This is a genomic window from Streptomyces bacillaris (assembly GCF_003268675.1).
Lineage (GTDB): Bacteria > Actinomycetota > Actinomycetes > Streptomycetales > Streptomycetaceae > Streptomyces > Streptomyces bacillaris.
In genome coordinates, this window is the sequence record NZ_CP029378.1 from 4,252,348 (window position 1) to 4,267,941 (window position 15,594).

General features: G+C 69.1%; 14 protein-coding genes and 1 pseudogene. 9 read left to right on the plus strand and 6 right to left on the minus strand.

From position 1 onward, the window contains the following. Positions 1 to 432: 432 nt before the first annotated feature. Both dcd and DJ476_RS18415 read left to right on the plus strand, forming a co-directional pair. Complete coding sequence (gene dcd / locus DJ476_RS18410) at positions 433 to 1,008, plus strand: dCTP deaminase (protein ID WP_112491070.1); 576 nt, start codon at positions 433 to 435, stop codon at positions 1,006 to 1,008. A 6-nt stretch (positions 1,009 to 1,014) separates the two neighbouring features. Continuing rightward, positions 1,015 to 1,515, plus strand: a complete 501-nt coding sequence (locus DJ476_RS18415) for a phosphoribosyltransferase (protein ID WP_070204306.1) — start codon at positions 1,015 to 1,017, stop codon at positions 1,513 to 1,515. Between the two features lie 66 nt (positions 1,516 to 1,581). On the opposite strand, the gene DJ476_RS18420 is transcribed toward DJ476_RS18415, so the two are convergent. Further along, positions 1,582 to 2,550, minus strand: a complete 969-nt coding sequence (locus DJ476_RS18420; protein WP_070204307.1) for a Yip1 family protein — start codon at positions 2,548 to 2,550, stop codon at positions 1,582 to 1,584. 142 nt (positions 2,551 to 2,692) lie between these two features. Here DJ476_RS18420 and DJ476_RS18425 point away from each other — a divergent pair, with 142 nt between their 5' ends. Then, positions 2,693 to 3,901 (plus strand): IS701 family transposase, encoded by a 1,209-nt coding sequence (locus DJ476_RS18425; protein WP_079167082.1) that lies wholly within the window; start codon positions 2,693 to 2,695, stop codon positions 3,899 to 3,901. A 251-nt stretch (positions 3,902 to 4,152) separates the two neighbouring features. Here the strand turns inward: DJ476_RS18425 and DJ476_RS18430 are convergent, their stop codons facing one another. Next, entirely contained in the window at positions 4,153 to 6,420 is a 2,268-nt protein-coding gene (locus DJ476_RS18430; protein WP_103419350.1) for a (Fe-S)-binding protein, read from the minus strand. Between the two features lie 97 nt (positions 6,421 to 6,517). Continuing rightward, a pseudogene (locus tag DJ476_RS18435) lies at positions 6,518 to 7,146 on the minus strand (sugar transferase). A gap of 624 nt (positions 7,147 to 7,770) precedes the next feature. On the opposite strand from DJ476_RS18435, the gene dnaK reads away from it, so the two are divergent. The 4 genes from dnaK to DJ476_RS18460 all read left to right on the plus strand — a co-directional run bounded on the left by dnaK (position 7,771) and on the right by DJ476_RS18460 (position 12,015). Next, positions 7,771 to 9,624, plus strand: coding sequence for a molecular chaperone DnaK (dnaK, locus tag DJ476_RS18445; RefSeq protein ID WP_070204309.1), 1,854 nt, complete (start codon positions 7,771 to 7,773; stop codon positions 9,622 to 9,624). After that, entirely contained in the window at positions 9,621 to 10,271 is a 651-nt protein-coding gene (gene grpE, locus DJ476_RS18450) for a nucleotide exchange factor GrpE (protein WP_112491071.1), read from the plus strand. Before dnaK ends, grpE begins: the two co-directional genes overlap by 4 nt. 96 nt (positions 10,272 to 10,367) lie before the next feature. Further along, a complete protein-coding gene (gene dnaJ / locus DJ476_RS18455) occupies positions 10,368 to 11,558 on the plus strand; it encodes a molecular chaperone DnaJ (RefSeq protein ID WP_103419348.1) in 1,191 nt (396 codons plus the stop codon). A 1-nt stretch (position 11,559) separates the two neighbouring features. Further along, positions 11,560 to 12,015, plus strand: a complete 456-nt coding sequence (locus DJ476_RS18460; protein ID WP_018489588.1) for a heat shock protein transcriptional repressor HspR — start codon at positions 11,560 to 11,562, stop codon at positions 12,013 to 12,015. A 122-nt stretch (positions 12,016 to 12,137) separates the two neighbouring features. Here DJ476_RS18460 and DJ476_RS18465 read toward each other — a convergent pair whose 3' ends face one another. Next, positions 12,138 to 13,127, minus strand: coding sequence for a helix-turn-helix domain-containing protein (locus DJ476_RS18465; RefSeq protein ID WP_103419347.1), 990 nt, complete (start codon positions 13,125 to 13,127; stop codon positions 12,138 to 12,140). A 174-nt stretch (positions 13,128 to 13,301) separates the two neighbouring features. After that, positions 13,302 to 14,147, minus strand: coding sequence for a helix-turn-helix transcriptional regulator (locus DJ476_RS18470; protein ID WP_070204354.1), 846 nt, complete (start codon positions 14,145 to 14,147; stop codon positions 13,302 to 13,304). 148 nt (positions 14,148 to 14,295) lie between these two features. Here DJ476_RS18470 and DJ476_RS35655 point away from each other — a divergent pair, with 148 nt between their 5' ends. After that, complete coding sequence (locus DJ476_RS35655) at positions 14,296 to 14,601, plus strand: hypothetical protein (protein ID WP_244210375.1); 306 nt, start codon at positions 14,296 to 14,298, stop codon at positions 14,599 to 14,601. Further along, positions 14,598 to 14,918: a Rieske (2Fe-2S) protein gene (locus DJ476_RS18480; protein ID WP_015609572.1), complete on the plus strand. Its 321-nt coding sequence runs from the start codon at positions 14,598 to 14,600 to the stop codon at positions 14,916 to 14,918. The genes DJ476_RS35655 and DJ476_RS18480 overlap by 4 nt, the downstream gene beginning before the upstream one ends. A gap of 128 nt (positions 14,919 to 15,046) precedes the next feature. On the opposite strand, the gene DJ476_RS18485 is transcribed toward DJ476_RS18480, so the two are convergent. Continuing rightward, positions 15,047 to 15,448 (minus strand): pyridoxamine 5'-phosphate oxidase family protein, encoded by a 402-nt coding sequence (locus tag DJ476_RS18485; protein ID WP_029395306.1) that lies wholly within the window; start codon positions 15,446 to 15,448, stop codon positions 15,047 to 15,049. Between the last annotated feature and the right edge of the window lie 146 nt (positions 15,449 to 15,594).

Genomic DNA, 15,594 nt, shown 5'->3' on the forward strand with positions numbered 1-15,594 from the left:
GGAAGGGACTTGATGGAGTCGATGGAGCGCACCGTCGTCCGCTGTGCCGAAGGGCACGTTTTCGCTACCTCGTCGTTCCCGATGCAGCAGCTCGGGGCCGACCGGATCGGGCCGGGGCGGTTGCTCCGGTGCCCCCGGTGCGCCCGGTTGCGGCAGGCCGTTCCGGTGGGGGCCGAGAAGCGGTAGGCCGGAGAGCGCCGCCCGGAGGCCTGATGGCGTAAGGCGTTAGCCGGAAACCTGAAGGCGATAGCTGGCGAGCGTCGGCCGGAAGCCGGAAGCCGGAAGCCGGAAGCCGGAAGCCGGAAGCCGGAAGCCGGAAGGCGCAAGGCAGTAGCCGGAAAGCCATAGGCGCGAAGCCGTAGAGGTGGTGGCGGAAGGCACGGGGGCCGGTCCGGTTGGGGTGGGGTCGTGCCTTCTGCGTATCCTCGGGGCGTGCTTCTCTCAGACAAGGACATCCGGGCCGAGATCGACGCCGGGCGAGTCCGCATTGATCCGTACGCCCCTTCGATGGTGCAGCCGTCGAGCATCGACGTGCGGCTGGACCGCTACTTCCGGGTGTTCGAGAACCACCGGTACCCGCACATCGATCCGGCGGTGGAACAGCCTGATCTGACGCGGACCGTCGAGCCGGAGGGGGACGAGGCCTTCATCCTGCACCCCGGCGAGTTCGTGCTGGCGTCCACGTACGAGGTGATCTCGCTCCCCGACGACCTGGCCTCCCGGCTCGAGGGGAAGAGCTCCCTCGGGCGGCTCGGGCTGGTGACGCACTCGACCGCCGGGTTCATCGACCCCGGGTTCTCCGGCCACGTGACCCTGGAGCTGTCGAACCTCGCGACCCTGCCGATAAAGCTCTGGCCGGGGATGAAGATCGGGCAGCTGTGTCTGTTCAAGCTGTCCTCGTCCGCCGAGTTCCCTTACGGCTCCGAGCGGTACGAGTCGCGGTACCAGGGGCAGCGGGGGCCGACCGCCTCGCGGTCCTTCCAGAACTTCCATCGGACTCAGGTGTGATCAATCGTGGCCAGTGACGTGCGGGAAAACCTTACCTACGAGGGCTTCGGGCGCGCCGTGCGCGAGCTGGCCCAGGCCGTCGCCGACGACGGGTACGAGCCCGATGTCGTGCTGAGCATTGCCCGGGGTGGGGTCTTTGTCGCGGGTGGGCTCGCCTACGCGCTCGACTGCAAGAACATCCACCTGGTCAACGTGGAGTTCTACACCGGGGTCGGGACGACCCTGGAGATGCCCGTCATGCTGGCGCCCGTCCCCAACGCGATCGACTTCTCGGAGAAGAAGGTTCTGATCGCCGATGACGTCGCTGATACGGGCAAGACCCTCAAGCTCGTCCACGACTTCTGCGTCGACCACGTCGCCGAGGTCCGCAGCGCCGTCATCTACGAGAAGTCCCACTCCCTCGTGAAGTGCGAGTACGTGTGGAAGAAGACCGACGACTGGATCAACTTCCCCTGGAGCGTGGAGAAGCCCGTCGTCCGGCGGGACGGGCAGGTTCTCGACGCGTAGCCCGGTGGAGCAGTACGTGAAAAGGCCCCGGAGTGCCGTGTGCGCTCCGGGGCCTTTCCCGTGTTCCTAGATCGTGCCCAGCTTGATGATCGACAGCAGCGCGATCAGCTGGATCGCCGACGCTCCCAGCGCCTTCGGCCACGGCAGGTCGTGCGACTTGCTCACCATCGACGTGAACAGCGCGCCCGCCGCCAGCCAGGTCAGCCAGCCCACGATCTGGACCAGGGAGTTCTCGCCGCCCAGGAAGAGGGCGAAGAGGAGGCGCGGGGCGTCCGTGATCGACATGATCAGCATCGACAGGCCCACCGTCGGCTGCCACGAGCCCGTGCCGCCCAGCTGGCGGGCCAGGGTGTGGGTCACCGCGCCGAGGACCAGGCCGCCGATGACGAAGCCGACGCCGGTGAAGAGGACGTACGGGACGGCCGTCGAGATCGTCGCGTTGATCGCCTCGTCGCGCGCCTGGTCGAAGCCGAACAGCGCTAGCAGGCCGTAGAGGAACGTGACGATCAGCGCCGGGCCCCAGACCGCGTAGTCCCGCATCTGCCAGAACGTCGGGCCGGGGCGCATCACGATGCCCGTCAGCAGCTGCTTCCAGTGCAGCCGGGGGCCGGTCGGCTGGGCGGGGGCGGAACCGGCGTGGTACGTGCTGCCGTCGCCGTACGGGTCCTCGTCGACGCGGAACGCCTGTGTGTGGCCCGGGTTGTTGGCGTACGGGTCGTGGGGTGCGGGGGCACCGGCGTAGGGGTCGCCGAAGTACTCCGGCTCGCCGTGACCGCCGTGGTGACCGCCGCCGTGGCCTTGGGGGGCCTGGCCGTGGTGACCGCCGTGTCCGTGGTTCCCGTAGCCGCCGCCGTTGTTGTACGGGGCGTTGTACGGCGGGGGCGCCGAGCCGTTGCCGCCGCCTCCTGCCGTCGGCCAGGGCTGAGCACCGTACGGCGGCTGTGGTGCCTGCCCTCCGTACGGCTGCTGCCGCTGCTGCTGCGGTTGTTGCGGGGTGCGGTTGTCCCGGCCGCGTCCGATCCTGAATCCAGCCACCCATCGAACGTACCTGGTGCTCGGCGGTCGGGAGCGGGGGGCCGGGGAACCCGTCCGCCATTGCGGCCGAGCTGTGACATCCCCTAGTAGGGCTTTGTTAGGTGGTCTTGTCACTTTGGGTGTGTGGTAGTTCGCTGGCTGTATGAGGGCTGGGGAGCTTGCCGTGGTGCGGGGTCGGTTGGAGGAGTTCGCTTCGGAGGTGTTCGCGCCGTTGGTGCGGCGGGACCAGCGGCAGAAGGGTGCTCTGTATCTGCGGGGCCTGCTGCTGGAGGGTCGGAGGAAGTCGATGCAGCCGATGGCGGAACGGCTCGGGGTCGATCACCAACAGTTGCAGCAGTTCATGACGTCCTCGACCTGGCCGGTCGAGGACGTCCGGACCCGTCTGGCGTGGCGGGCGGTGGCAGCGGTGCGACCGCAGGCGTGGGTGGTGGACGACACCGGCTTCCCGAAGGACGGTGTCTTCTCGCCGGGCGTGGCCCGGCAGTACTCCGGCACTCTGGGCAAGGTCGGCAACTGCCAGATCGGTGTCAGCATCCACGCTGCCTCCGACACGGCTTCATGTCCCTTGTCCTGGCGGCTGTTCCTGCCCACCGCCTGGGACGAGCCCGAAGCCGAGGCCCGTCGGCGGGCCTGCCGGATTCCCGAGACCGAGCGCCACCGCCCCAAGTGGCAACTGGCGCTGGCCATGCTCGACGACCTCGCCGCCACCGGTCTGCGGCCCGCGGTCCTCGTCGCGGACGCCGGCTACGGCGCGAACGCCGACTTCCGCCGCGGTCTGGACGAACGCGGTCATGCCTGGGTGCTCCAGGTGAAGGGCGAGATGACCGCGCACGGTCAGGACGCGGTGCCGCATACGCCCGACTACGGCGGTCTCGGCCCCCGTCCGCTTCCCCGCTACCGCATCCGCCCGGCAGCCCTGCGCGAGCATGTGCTGGCTGCTGGACGCAGCAGCGGCCGGGCTGTGACCTGGCGCATGGGCTCGAAGGCCGCGATGAACGCGCACTTCGTACTCCTGCGGGTCCGTCTCGCCGGGCGCCGCCCGAAACCGGCAGCTGACGGCACGATCCCTCTGGTCTGGTTGATCGCGCAATGGCCCGAAGGCGAGGCGGAACCGGTGAAGTACTGGATCTCGAACCTGCCCGCCGACATCCCGACGAAGGATCTGGTCCGGCTGGCGAAGGCCCGGTGGCGGATCGAGCACGACTACCGCGAGCTGAAGACAGCTCTGGGCCTGGACCACTTCGAGGGCCGCTCGTTCACCGGCTGGCACCGCCACGTCACCCTCGTCACCGCCGCCCACCTCTTCCTGACCGAGCAGCGGTCATGCCCAAAAGTCCCTGCCAGGGCCTGACCCTCTACCAAGCCCTGGCCCTCCTCCAACATCTGCTAGCCACCTGGACCGGAACCTGCCCCACCTGCCGACAACCCACCCCATGGCAGCCCTACGACACCACCTAACAAAGCCCTACTAGGGGGCGTACGCGGGGGAGTTCAGGGGAGTTCAGGGGCGCCCTGGCCGCGGAGAACGCCCCGGGCACGGAAAAGCGGCCGGTCCTGCCCCCGAGGCAGGTCCGGCCGCTCTCTTCACGCCGATGCGTTACGTCACTTTGCCGGTTCGGGCTCCGGCTCGTCCACCTGCTCCGTGCCGCCGGTCGGGTCGACCGGGGTCTTCACGGACTCCAGGAGGAGCTGGGAGACGTCCACGACCTGGACGGACTCCTTGGCCTGGCCGTCGTTCTTCTTGCCGTTGACCGAGTCGGTCAGCATGACGAGGCAGAACGGGCAGGCGGTGGAGACGATGTCCGGATTGAGGGCGAGGGCCTCGTCGACGCGCTCGGTGTTGATGCGCTTGCCGATCCGCTCCTCCATCCACATCCGGGCGCCACCGGCACCGCAGCAGAAGCCGCGCTCCTTGTGGCGGTGCATCTCCTCGTTCCGCAGGCCCGGGACCTTCGCGATGATCTCGCGCGGCGGGGTGTAGATCTTGTTGTGCCGGCCCAGGTAGCACGGGTCGTGGTACGTGATCAGGCCCTCGACCGGGGTCACCGGGATCAGCTTGCCCTCGTCGATGAGGTGCTGGAGCAGCTGGGTGTGGTGGATGACCTCGTACTCGCCGCCGAGCTGCGGGTACTCGTTGGCGATCGTGTTGAAGCAGTGCGGGCAGGTCGCGACGATCTTCTTCGACGACTTGGGCTTCTTCGTCGTCTCGTCCTCGTCGTCCTCGCCGTACGCCATGTTCAGCATGGCCACGTTCTCCTGGCCGAGCTGCTGGAACAGCGGCTCGTTGCCCAGGCGGCGGGCGGAGTCACCGGTGCACTTCTCGTCGCCGCCCATGATCGCGAACTTCACGCCCGCGATGTGCAGCAGCTCCGCGAAGGCCTTGGTGGTCTTCTTGGCCCGGTCCTCCAGGGCGCCCGCGCAGCCGACCCAGTACAGGTAGTCGACCTCCGTGAGGTCCTCGACGTCCTTGCCGACGATCGGGACCTCGAAGTCGACCTCCTTGGTCCACTCGACCCGGGCCTTCTTGGCCAGGCCCCAGGGGTTGCCCTTCTTCTCCAGGTTCTTGAGCATCGTGCCCGCCTCGGACGGGAACGCGGACTCGATCATCACCTGGTAGCGGCGCATGTCGACGATGTGGTCGATGTGCTCGATGTCGACCGGGCACTGCTCGACGCAGGCGCCGCAGGTGGTGCAGGACCACAGGACGTCCGGGTCGATGACGCCGTTCTCCTCGGCGGTGCCGATGAGGGGGCGCTCGGCCTCGGCCAGGGCGGCCGCGGGGACGTCCTTGAGCTGCTCCTCGCTCGCCTTCTCCTCGCCCTCCATGGTCTTGCCGCCGCCCGCGAGCAGGTACGGCGCCTTGGCGTGCGCGTGGTCGCGCAGCGACATGATCAGGAGCTTGGGAGAGAGGGGCTTGCCGGTGTTCCAGGCGGGGCACTGCGACTGGCAGCGGCCGCACTCGGTGCAGGTGGAGAAGTCGAGGATGCCCTTCCAGGAGAACTGCTCGACCTGGGAGACACCGAAGACCGCGTCCTCGGCCGGGTCGTCCCAGTCGATCTCCTTGCCGGCCGTCGTCATCGGCTGGAGCGCGCCGAGGGCGACCTCGCCGTCGGCGTTCCGCTTGAACCAGATGTTCGGGAAGCCGAGGAAACGGTGCCAGGCCACACCCATGTTGGTGTTGAGCGAGACCGTGATCATCCAGATCAGCGAGGTGCCGATCTTGATCATCGCGGTGAAGTAGATGAGCGTCTGGAGCGTGGACAGCGACAGGCCCTTGAACGCCAGGACCAGCGGGTACGACACGAAGTACGCGGCGTCGTAGCTCTCGACGTGGTGGATCGCGCCCTCGAGGCCGCGCAGCACCAGGATCGCGAGGCCGATGGTGAGGATGATGTACTCGACGAAGTACGCCTGCCAGGCCTTCGAGCCCGCGAACCGCGACTTGCGCCCGGCCCGGGAGGGCAGGTTCAGCAGCCGGATCACGATCAGCGCCAGGATGCCCACGACCGTCATCAGGCCGATGAACTCGATGTACATCTCGAACGGCAGGAACGTGCCGATGACCGGCAGCACCCAGTCGGCCTTGAAGAGCTGGCCGTACGCCTGGAGCAGCGTGGGCGGCAGCGTCAGGAAGCCGACCGCGACGAACCAGTGGGCGAAGCCGACGATGCCCCACCGGTTCATCCGGGTGTGGCCCAGGAACTCCTTGACCAGCGTGATCGTGCGGGCCTTGGGGTCGTCGGTGCGGCTGCCTGCTGGTACCGGCTGTCCGAGACGGACGAAGCGGTAGATCTGCGCGACGGCTCGGCAGATGAGCGCAACGCCGACGACCGTCAGCACCAGCGACACGATGATCGCGGCGAGTTGCATGAGTAGGGCTCCTCGGGCCTGCGAGAGCGGGATCCAGTTGACTACTGCCCACTACTACTAAGCAGTAACTTAATTAGTCTGTGCTGACACTATCCACTTATTCCACCCCGCTGTAGCCGGGCGGGCGGTGATCTGTGTCGCTCAGGTGTGCCTTGGTTGTACGGGGTCCGTGCCGCCACCGGGGCGCGCCTTCCGGAGCGCCGTGCGCAGGGGATTGCGTACGGCTTCCACGAGGACCGCCAGGTAGAGCACGACTCCATGGTGCTCTGCGTAGTGCTGGTCCAGCAGGGCGGGGTCGTCCCACGGCATGCCGGAACCCGACCTGACCTGCGCCAGACCCGTCAGCCCCGGTCGCAGCTCCTGCCGCCACTGCCGGGCCCCGGGGCAGGCGGCGCGCGGGTCACCGGGGGCCAGCGGGGCCGGTCCTACGAGGGAGAGGTCCCCCCGGACGACATGGGGGAGCCGGGAGAGCAGGTCGAGCCGGAGCCGACGGGTGCGCAGGGAGCGGAGGGTGAAGACCCGGCCGCCCAGGCCCGTACGGGGGCTGCGGTCCCATACGCCGTCGGGTCCGCGCCGGACCGCGAGCGCCAGGGCCCCGGCGGCGAGGGCGGGCGCGGCCGCGATGAGGAGGGCGGTGCCGAGGGCCAGGTCCAGGAGGCGTTCGGGCGATGCGCGGGGAGCGATGCGGTCCGCGATCCCCCCGGCCCGGTCGGTCAGGCCCGCCAGGCGCGCGGCGGGGCGGGAGGGGAAGTGGCCGCGCGCGGTACCGGAGGAGAGTGGGGTGCGGGGGTGTGCGCCGGGGGCGTGCGGGGCGGGGCGGGTGCGTCAGGGGCGTGCGGGGTGGAGGCGGAGGCGTATGGGCCCGGGGTGCGCGGGTCGGGGGCGTGCGGGTCGGGGGCGTGCGGGTCTGGGGCGTGCGGGTCTGGGGTGTACGGGTCGGGGGCGTACGGCTTCGTTGCGTACGGCGGTGGGGTGCGCGGCTCCTCAGGGGCTGGTGCCAGGAGGTGCTGCGGCCGTTGCTGTTGCTGCTCCCGTTGTCTCTGGGTCTTCCTCTGCTGGTTCTTCTGCCGCACGCGCCGCTGTCTCGCGTTCCGCATCGCGCCCGCCCGGGGTTCGGAGTCCGATGGTGTGCCTGTGCCTGTACCAGCCGATCGATGACGTTTCCGACCGGCTCGCGGCATTTTGTGACAGAACGATCCCACGGTGGGATGGTGGGGCGGGGGAGCGGCGCGAGGGGGACGCGTACCGGCACCTAAGTTGAGTCGGCCCGACTCAGGTCTGTTGACTCGATGGTCGGCGTCGTGCATTCTTGAGTCAGATCCACTCAAGTAGTCAGTTGGAGGAATTGAAATGGCACGTGCGGTCGGCATCGACCTGGGCACGACTAACTCCGTCGTCAGCGTTCTCGAAGGCGGCGAGCCCACCGTCATCACCAACGCCGAAGGCGCCAGGACCACGCCGTCCGTCGTCGCCTTCGCCAAGAACGGCGAGGTGCTCGTCGGCGAGGTCGCCAAGCGCCAGGCGGTCACCAACGTCGACAGGACCATCCGCTCCGTCAAGCGCCACATGGGCACGGACTGGAAGATCGACCTCGACGGCAAGAGCTTCAACCCGCAGCAGATGAGCGCCTTCATCCTGCAGAAGCTGAAGCGCGACGCCGAGTCCTACCTGGGCGAGAAGGTGACCGACGCGGTCATCACCGTCCCGGCGTACTTCAACGACTCCGAGCGTCAGGCGACCAAGGAGGCCGGTGAGATCGCGGGCCTCAACGTCCTGCGCATCGTCAACGAGCCGACCGCCGCCGCCCTGGCGTACGGCCTGGACAAGGACGACCAGACGATCCTCGTCTTCGACCTCGGTGGCGGCACCTTCGACGTGTCCCTCCTGGAGATCGGTGACGGCGTCGTCGAGGTGAAGGCCACCAACGGTGACAACCACCTCGGTGGTGACGACTGGGACCAGCGCGTCGTCGACTACCTGGTGAAGCAGTTCGCCAACGGCCACGGCGTGGACCTGTCCAAGGACAAGATGGCTCTCCAGCGTCTCCGCGAGGCCGCGGAGAAGGCGAAGATCGAGCTGTCGTCCTCGACCGAGACCACGATCAACCTGCCGTACATCACGGCGTCCGCCGAGGGCCCGCTGCACCTGGACGAGAAGCTCACGCGCTCGCAGTTCCAGCAGCTGACCGCGGACCTCCTGGACCGCTGCAAGACCCCGTTCCACAACGTCATCAAGGACGCGGGCATCCAGCTCTCCGAGATCGACCACGTCGTTCTCGTCGGTGGCTCCACCCGTATGCCGGCCGTCGCCGAGCTCGTCAAGGAGCTGACCGGTGGCCAGGAGGCCAACAAGGGCGTGAACCCGGACGAGGTCGTCGCCATCGGCGCCTCGCTCCAGGCCGGTGTCCTCAAGGGCGAGGTCAAGGACGTCCTGCTCCTCGACGTCACCCCGCTCTCCCTCGGCATCGAGACCAAGGGAGGGATCATGACCAAGCTCATCGAGCGCAACACCACGATCCCGACCAAGCGCTCCGAGATCTTCACGACGGCCGAGGACAACCAGCCCTCCGTGCAGATCCAGGTCTACCAGGGCGAGCGCGAGATCGCGGCGTACAACAAGAAGCTCGGGATGTTCGAGCTGACCGGTCTGCCGCCGGCCCCGCGCGGTGTGCCGCAGATCGAGGTCGCCTTCGACATCGACGCCAACGGCATCATGCACGTCGCCGCCAAGGACCTCGGCACCGGCAAGGAGCAGAAGATGACCGTCACCGGCGGCTCCTCGCTGCCGAAGGACGAGGTCAACCGGATGCGCGAGGAGGCCGAGAAGTACGCGGAGGAGGACCACGCCCGCCGCGAGGCCGCCGAGTCGCGCAACCAGGGCGAGCAGCTCGTCTACCAGACGGAGAAGTTCCTCAAGGACAACGAGGACAAGGTCCCCGCGGACGTCAAGACGGAGGTGGAGACCGCTGTCGGCGAGCTGAAGGAGAAGCTCAAGGGCGAGGACACCGCCGAGATCCGTACGGCCACCGAGAAGGTCGCCGCCGTCTCCCAGAAGCTGGGCCAGGCGATGTACGCCAACGCCCAGGCCGAGGGTGCGGCGACGGGTGCCGAGGCTCCGGGCGGCGCCCAGGCCAAGGCCGATGACGATGTCGTCGACGCCGAGATCGTGGATGACGAGAAGGACACCAAGGGCGGTGCGGCGTGACCGAGGAGACTCCGGGCTTCGAGGAGAAGCCCGACGTCCCCTCCGGCGCCACCCCTGATGACGCCGAGCCGAAGGCTGCCGCGCCCTCCGAGGAGGAGGCGGCGGCCCCGGCCGGGGACACCGACCGGACGGTCGGCCTGACGGCCGAGCTGGACCAGGCCCGTACGGCGCTCAGCGAGCGCACCGCGGATCTCCAGCGGCTCCAGGCCGAGTACCAGAACTACCGCCGCCGCGTGGAGCGGGACCGGGTCACGGTCAAGGAGATCGCCGTGGCGAACCTCCTGTCCGAGCTGCTGCCCGTGCTCGACGACGTCGGCCGCGCCAGGGAGCACGGCGAGCTGGTGGGCGGCTTCAAGTCGGTCGCCGAGTCGCTGGAGACCGTCGTCGCGAAGCTGGGCCTCCAGCAGTTCGGCAAGGAGGGCGAGCCCTTCGACCCGACGATCCACGAGGCCCTGATGCACAGCTACGCGCCGGATGTCACCGAGACGACCTGCGTGGCGATCCTCCAGCCGGGGTATCGCATCGGCGAGCGCACGATCCGCCCCGCGCGGGTGGCCGTCGCCGAGCCGCAGCCGGGCGCCACGCCCGCGTCGGCCAAGGAAGAGAAGACAGACGACGAGGAGAGCGGTGGCACCGAGGAGGTCTGACGGAAACCCGTCCGACCACCAGGGTGCACACCGACCGGTCAGGCGGCCGGCCCACGGGCCGGCCGCTCGGCCGATCGTCCGGAAGGAGGGACGTCGATGAGCACGAAGGACTTCGTCGAGAAGGACTACTACAAGGTCCTCGGCGTTCCCAAGGACGCCACCGACGCCGAGATCAAGAAGGCGTACCGCAAGCTCGCCCGCGAGTTCCACCCCGACGCCAACAAGGGTGACGCCAAGGCGGAGGAGCGGTTCAAGGAGATCTCCGAGGCGAACGACGTCCTCGGTGACTCCAAGCGGCGCAAGGAGTACGACGAGGCGCGCGCGCTCTTCGGCAACGGTGGCTTCCGCGCCGGACCCGGTGGTGCGGGCGGCAACTTCAACTTCGACCTGGGCGACCTCTTCGGCGGGGGCGGCCCGGGCGGACAGGGCGGTGCCGGCGGCGGGTTCGGCGGTGGCGGGGGCGGTCTCGGCGACGTCTTCGGCGGGCTGTTCAACCGGGGCGGTGCGGGCACCCGCGTCCAGCCGCGGCGCGGCCAGGACATCGAGTCCGAGGTGACGCTCAGCTTCAGCGAGGCGGTCGACGGGGCCACGGTCCCGCTGCGGATGTCCAGCCAGGCGCCCTGCAAGGCGTGTTCCGGCACCGGCGACAAGAACGGCACCCCCCGGGTCTGCCCGACCTGCGTCGGCACCGGCCAGGTCTCGCGCGGCAGCGGCGGCGGCTTCTCGCTCACCGACCCGTGCGTGGACTGCAAGGGCCGGGGCCTGATCGCCCAGGACCCGTGCGACGTCTGCCACGGCAGCGGCCGGGCCAAGTCGGCCCGCACCATGCAGGTCAGGATCCCGGCGGGCGTCTCCGACGGCCAGCGGATCCGGCTGCGCGGCAAGGGCGGACCGGGCGAGCGCGGCGGACCGGCCGGCGATCTGTACGTGGTCGTCCACGTCGGCGCCCACCCCGTCTTCGGCCGCAAGGGCGACAACCTCACGGTCACCGTGCCCGTCACCTTCGCGGAGGCGACGCTCGGCGGCGAGGTGAAGGTCCCCACCCTCGGCGGCCCCTCGGTCACCCTGAAACTGCCCGCCGGCACCCCGAACGGGCGTACGATGCGCGCCCGGGGCAAGGGCGCGGTCCGCAAGGACGGCACCCGCGGCGACCTGCTGGTCACCGTGGAGGTGGCGGTTCCCAAGGACCTCGGCCCGGAGGCCCGGGACGCACTGGAGGCCTACCGCAAGGCGACCGCGGACGAGGACCCGCGGGCGGAACTGTTCCAGGCCGCGAAGGGAGCTTGAGATGGACGGCCGTCGACGCAATCCGTACCAGCTGACCGATGAATCGCCGGTGTACGTGATCTCAGTCGCGGCCCAGCTCTCGGGCCTGCACCCGCAGACGCTGCGCCAGTACGACCGTCTCGGCCTGGTCTCCCCGGACCGCACGGCCGGCCGCGGCCGGCGCTACTCGGCCCGCGACATCGAGCTGCTGCGCACCGTGCAGCAGTTGTCGCAGGACGAGGGCATCAACCTGGCGGGCATCAAGCGCATCATCGAGCTGGAGAACCAGGTCGCCGCGCTCCAGCAGCGCGTCGCGGAACTCTCGGCGGCGGTGGACGGCGCGGCGGTCGCCATGCAGCAGCGCGAGGCCCAGGTCCACGCCTCGTACCGCCGCGACCTCGTGCCGTACCAGGACGTGCAGCAGACGGGCGCGCTGGTGGTGTGGCGGCCGAAGCCGAAGCGGCCCGCGGGGGAGTAGGGCACGGTACGCCTGAGTCCGCTCCGGCGTCTGTGCGTGTGTCTGCTTCTGCGAACAGCGGGGCCGGGAGAGCGTTTTCATCCGCTCTCCCGGCCCCGCTGCCGTAGGCGCTTCCGGAGCCCTCACACGCCGCCGTGACCGGCCTCGGCGATGCCGGAGTGGACGAGCAGGGCGCCCAGGTGGGTGCGGCTGGTGGCGCCGAGGGTCTGCATGAGCTTGGCGATGTGCGAGCGGCAGGTGCGGACGCTGATGCCCATCTTGCGGGCGACCACGTCGTCGACGTGGCCCTCGGCGAGGAGGCGGGCGATGGTGCCCTGGACGGCGGTGACCCGGGCGTCGGGCGGGGTCGCCTGGTGGTTCTCGGCCAGCGGGACGGCCTGGGCCCAGAGGACCTCGTACACCTGGATCAGATACGCCACGAGGGCGGGGTGGCTGATCCGCAGGGCGGTGCTGCGGTCGGCGGAGCCGGGGATGTAGGCGACAGACCGGTCGACGATGATCAGCCGCTCGACGGTGAGTTCGGTCGTACGCACCTGGAGGTGCTGGGCCGGGACCTGGGCCAGGTAGTCCCTGATGGAGCCGCTGTACCGGGCCGGGTGCTGGTAGATGTGGCGGATCCGGGCCCCGCGGCGGATGGCGGTGCGGGCGTTGGCCAGGCCCGCCCGGAGGCTGTCGGCCGGGCGGTTGCTGCCGGGCTGGGCCGTCAGGATCTCGTCCGTGGCGGTGGCGGTCGCCTCGTCGAGGGAGGCCTGGATCGCCCGGCCCCCCTCCAGCACGGTGATGGCGTGGTTGGGGTCGTCGTGGGCCACGGCGGTCAGGGGGAACAGGGACCGGCTCAGGGCGGTCGCGAGGCGCAGTCGTTCGTCGATCTCCCGGGAGACCGGCTGGAGGATATGGGCCAGAGCGGCCGACGGAGGCACGGGCCGCATCCACGCGTCGTCCCACGGATCGGGGTGGAGCAGGGGCAGTTCGGTCAGACAGGGAACGTCGGTGAGATCGGCCCGCGCTATCCGTCCGGCGCGCAGGGACCGCTCGTACAGGCGGAGCGCCGCATCGCACAGTACGTCGTTGTCGTGCGGGCTATGTCCTAATCTGCCTTCACTGCTGCCCATTTGGGATCCCCCTGCTTTATGCAGTGCAACAAGTTGACGGTGGTGCCAGCGTAGTTGTGAGGGGAGTGTGGGGATGTCGAGGGAGCCGGGAACTCTCTCGACGGACCCCGGGCGTCGACTGCCTTCTCCCCCGTTGTGCCGTCACGCCCGGGTTCGCGCACGGGGGCCGCGCTGTCAGGAGTCCGAATCCAGGATTCCTGACAGCGCGATCAGATAGCCCAGCTGCGCCCGGCTGTTGCTGCCCAGGGTCGCGTTGAGCTTGGCGATGTGCGCCCGGCAGGTCCGTACGTTCATGCCCAGTCGGCGCGCTATGGAGTCGTCCACATGCCCCTCCACCAGGAGTTGCGCGATGGATCTCTGCACGCCGCTGATGCCCGCGGGCGTCGGGTCGTACTGAATCTCTTCCAGGAGGGGCGTGGCGCGCTGCCAGAGCTGCTCGAAGACTCTGGTGAGGTAGGAGATGAGCCCCGGGTGCCGCAGTTCCAGAGCCGCGGTCCGGTCGTCCTTCGCGGGGATGAAGGCGACGGTCTGGTCGAAGATCAGCATGCGCTCCACCAGTTCCTCGAGCGTCCGGATCTCGACGCCGCTGGCCAGGCGCTCGGCATAGGCGAACGTTCCCTGGTGGTGGCGGACGGTGTGCTGGTAGAGGGTGCGGATGCTGACGCCGCGGTCCACCACGGCCTTGCCCCGTTCGAGGCCTTTGCTGAGGATGTCCTCGCTCCGGCCGCCGCCGGGCTGCACGGTCAGGACTTCGGTACGGCACTCCGCGGTGGCCACGTCGATGGCCGCGTTGATGCGCGTGCTGCCTTCCAGCACGGTGATGGCGTGCGTCGTCGGCGGGTCCTGGGCGCTGATGTCCATGAAGGGCTCGAAGGAGTCGACGAGTTCCACGGAATGTCGCCTTCGCTCCTGTATCTCCCGCTCGATGGGGTGGAGTCGCTGGGCGAGTGCGGCGGAAGGCGAAACCGGGCGCAGCCAGCCGGCGTCGTCGGGATCGGGGTGGAGCAGGGCGAAGTCCATCAGGCAAGGGGCCGGGTCGGCATCCGCGCGGGGGATCCGTCCGGATCGCAGCGCGTTGGCATACACGCGCTGTCCCGCATCGCATAGTTCGGTGATGCCGTGAGGATGTGCCGCTTTTGACTTGCTTGTGGCCATATGTCCACCCCCCATGTTCCTGAACCTGCAGGAACATGATGCACCGAGCCGGTGGTGTTCGCGTATGCGGATGAGACATCGTCTTGGTGCGGGGGAGATGAATCCATCCAGTGAGGACGAAGCCGAAATGTATAAGCGAATGCTTCGCTCGGTGCTTGCCACAGTGTTCGTGGGGGCTCTGGCATTTGGGACCCTGGCGGCCCAGGGCGCCGAGGACATCACCTGGACCGCACCGAAGCCCGATTCCCGGTCGGCCGCATCGGTCACGCTCTCCGGTGATATCACCTGGGGTGTCACCTCTAGCCACCCGGTCGCATGACCACGCCGCCGGACGATCGCACCTTCCGGCGCGAGATGGCAACCGCCTATCGCTCAGGGTGGCATTTCATCGATCTGCTCACGGCACTCCCCCGCCGTGGCGACTCGTTGATGGTCACCCTGTTCGGAGAGCCGATCGTCGTCGTGATGGAAGAGGACGAGGACGTCCGCGCCTATCGGTGCCTCCGACGCCCCCGTGGCGCGCCGCAGCCCGTCCGCTGCGCCGTCAGGTACGGGATGATCTTTGTGAACCTCGATCAGCGGGACCACGAGCTGATCGCGTCAGAACCCCTTTCCGCCACCCCCCGCAGTGCCTGAGCGATTCCCCCGTCGTCACCTGTCGCTCCAGGCGCTTCCCCCACACAGCGGCGCCACCGTGACCTGAACACGGTGGCGCCGTTGTGCTGTCCCCGTACGGGCGGGGCGGGTGTCAGGGGTTGCGGGTGTCAGGCGTTTCCGAGGGCCCGGTCCAGGGCGATCTCGATGACGATGCGCTCCGGGTTCTGCCTCGGCGTGCGCTCGTAACGCTCCGCGTAACGGCTCACCGCGTCCGCGATGACCTCCGGCTCCGTACGGATGGTCGCGCGGCCCTCCAGCGTGGCCCAGCGGGCCTTGTGCATCTGGCAGACGGCGACCCGTGCCCCCTCCGGTCCGGCGGCCAGGATGTTGGCGACCTTGCGGGTGCCCCTGCCGGTGATCACGCGTGCCACCCCGGCCTCCGGGTCGTACGTCACGCCCACCGGGACCACGTGCGGCGTGCCGTCGGGGCGGAGCGTCGTCAGGGTGCACACATGCCGCTCGCGCCAGAACGCGAGGTACTCGGGGGTGGGGTTCCGTACGTCTGCCATGGGGGAAGCGTAGGCGGCCGCCCGTGCCCGCGCGGTGGCGGGCTGTGCCCCCCCAGCTCTGGGTTCCCGGGCCCGGAAAATCGGTCCGATTGCCTTGAGCGGAATAGACTCAACTTTGTGTACGCTGGATACATCAAGGGACAGGA

Coding starts and splice junctions, on each gene's coding strand:
- DJ476_RS18460 (WP_018489588.1), top strand. CDS start 11,560: ATGGACGGCCGTCGACGCAATCCGTACCAGCTGACCGATGAATCGCCG.
- dnaK (WP_070204309.1), top strand. CDS start 7,771: ATGGCACGTGCGGTCGGCATCGACCTGGGCACGACTAACTCCGTCGTC.
- DJ476_RS18465 (WP_103419347.1), bottom strand. CDS start 13,127: ATGGGCAGCAGTGAAGGCAGATTAGGACATAGCCCGCACGACAACGAC.
- DJ476_RS18470 (WP_070204354.1), bottom strand. CDS start 14,147: ATGGACTTCGCCCTGCTCCACCCCGATCCCGACGACGCCGGCTGGCTG.
- dnaJ (WP_103419348.1), top strand. CDS start 10,368: ATGAGCACGAAGGACTTCGTCGAGAAGGACTACTACAAGGTCCTCGGC.
- DJ476_RS35655 (WP_244210375.1), top strand. CDS start 14,296: ATGTTCCTGAACCTGCAGGAACATGATGCACCGAGCCGGTGGTGTTCG.
- DJ476_RS18485 (WP_029395306.1), bottom strand. CDS start 15,448: ATGGCAGACGTACGGAACCCCACCCCCGAGTACCTCGCGTTCTGGCGC.
- DJ476_RS18425 (WP_079167082.1), top strand. CDS start 2,693: ATGAGGGCTGGGGAGCTTGCCGTGGTGCGGGGTCGGTTGGAGGAGTTC.
- DJ476_RS18430 (WP_103419350.1), bottom strand. CDS start 6,420: ATGCAACTCGCCGCGATCATCGTGTCGCTGGTGCTGACGGTCGTCGGC.
- DJ476_RS18480 (WP_015609572.1), top strand. CDS start 14,598: ATGACCACGCCGCCGGACGATCGCACCTTCCGGCGCGAGATGGCAACC.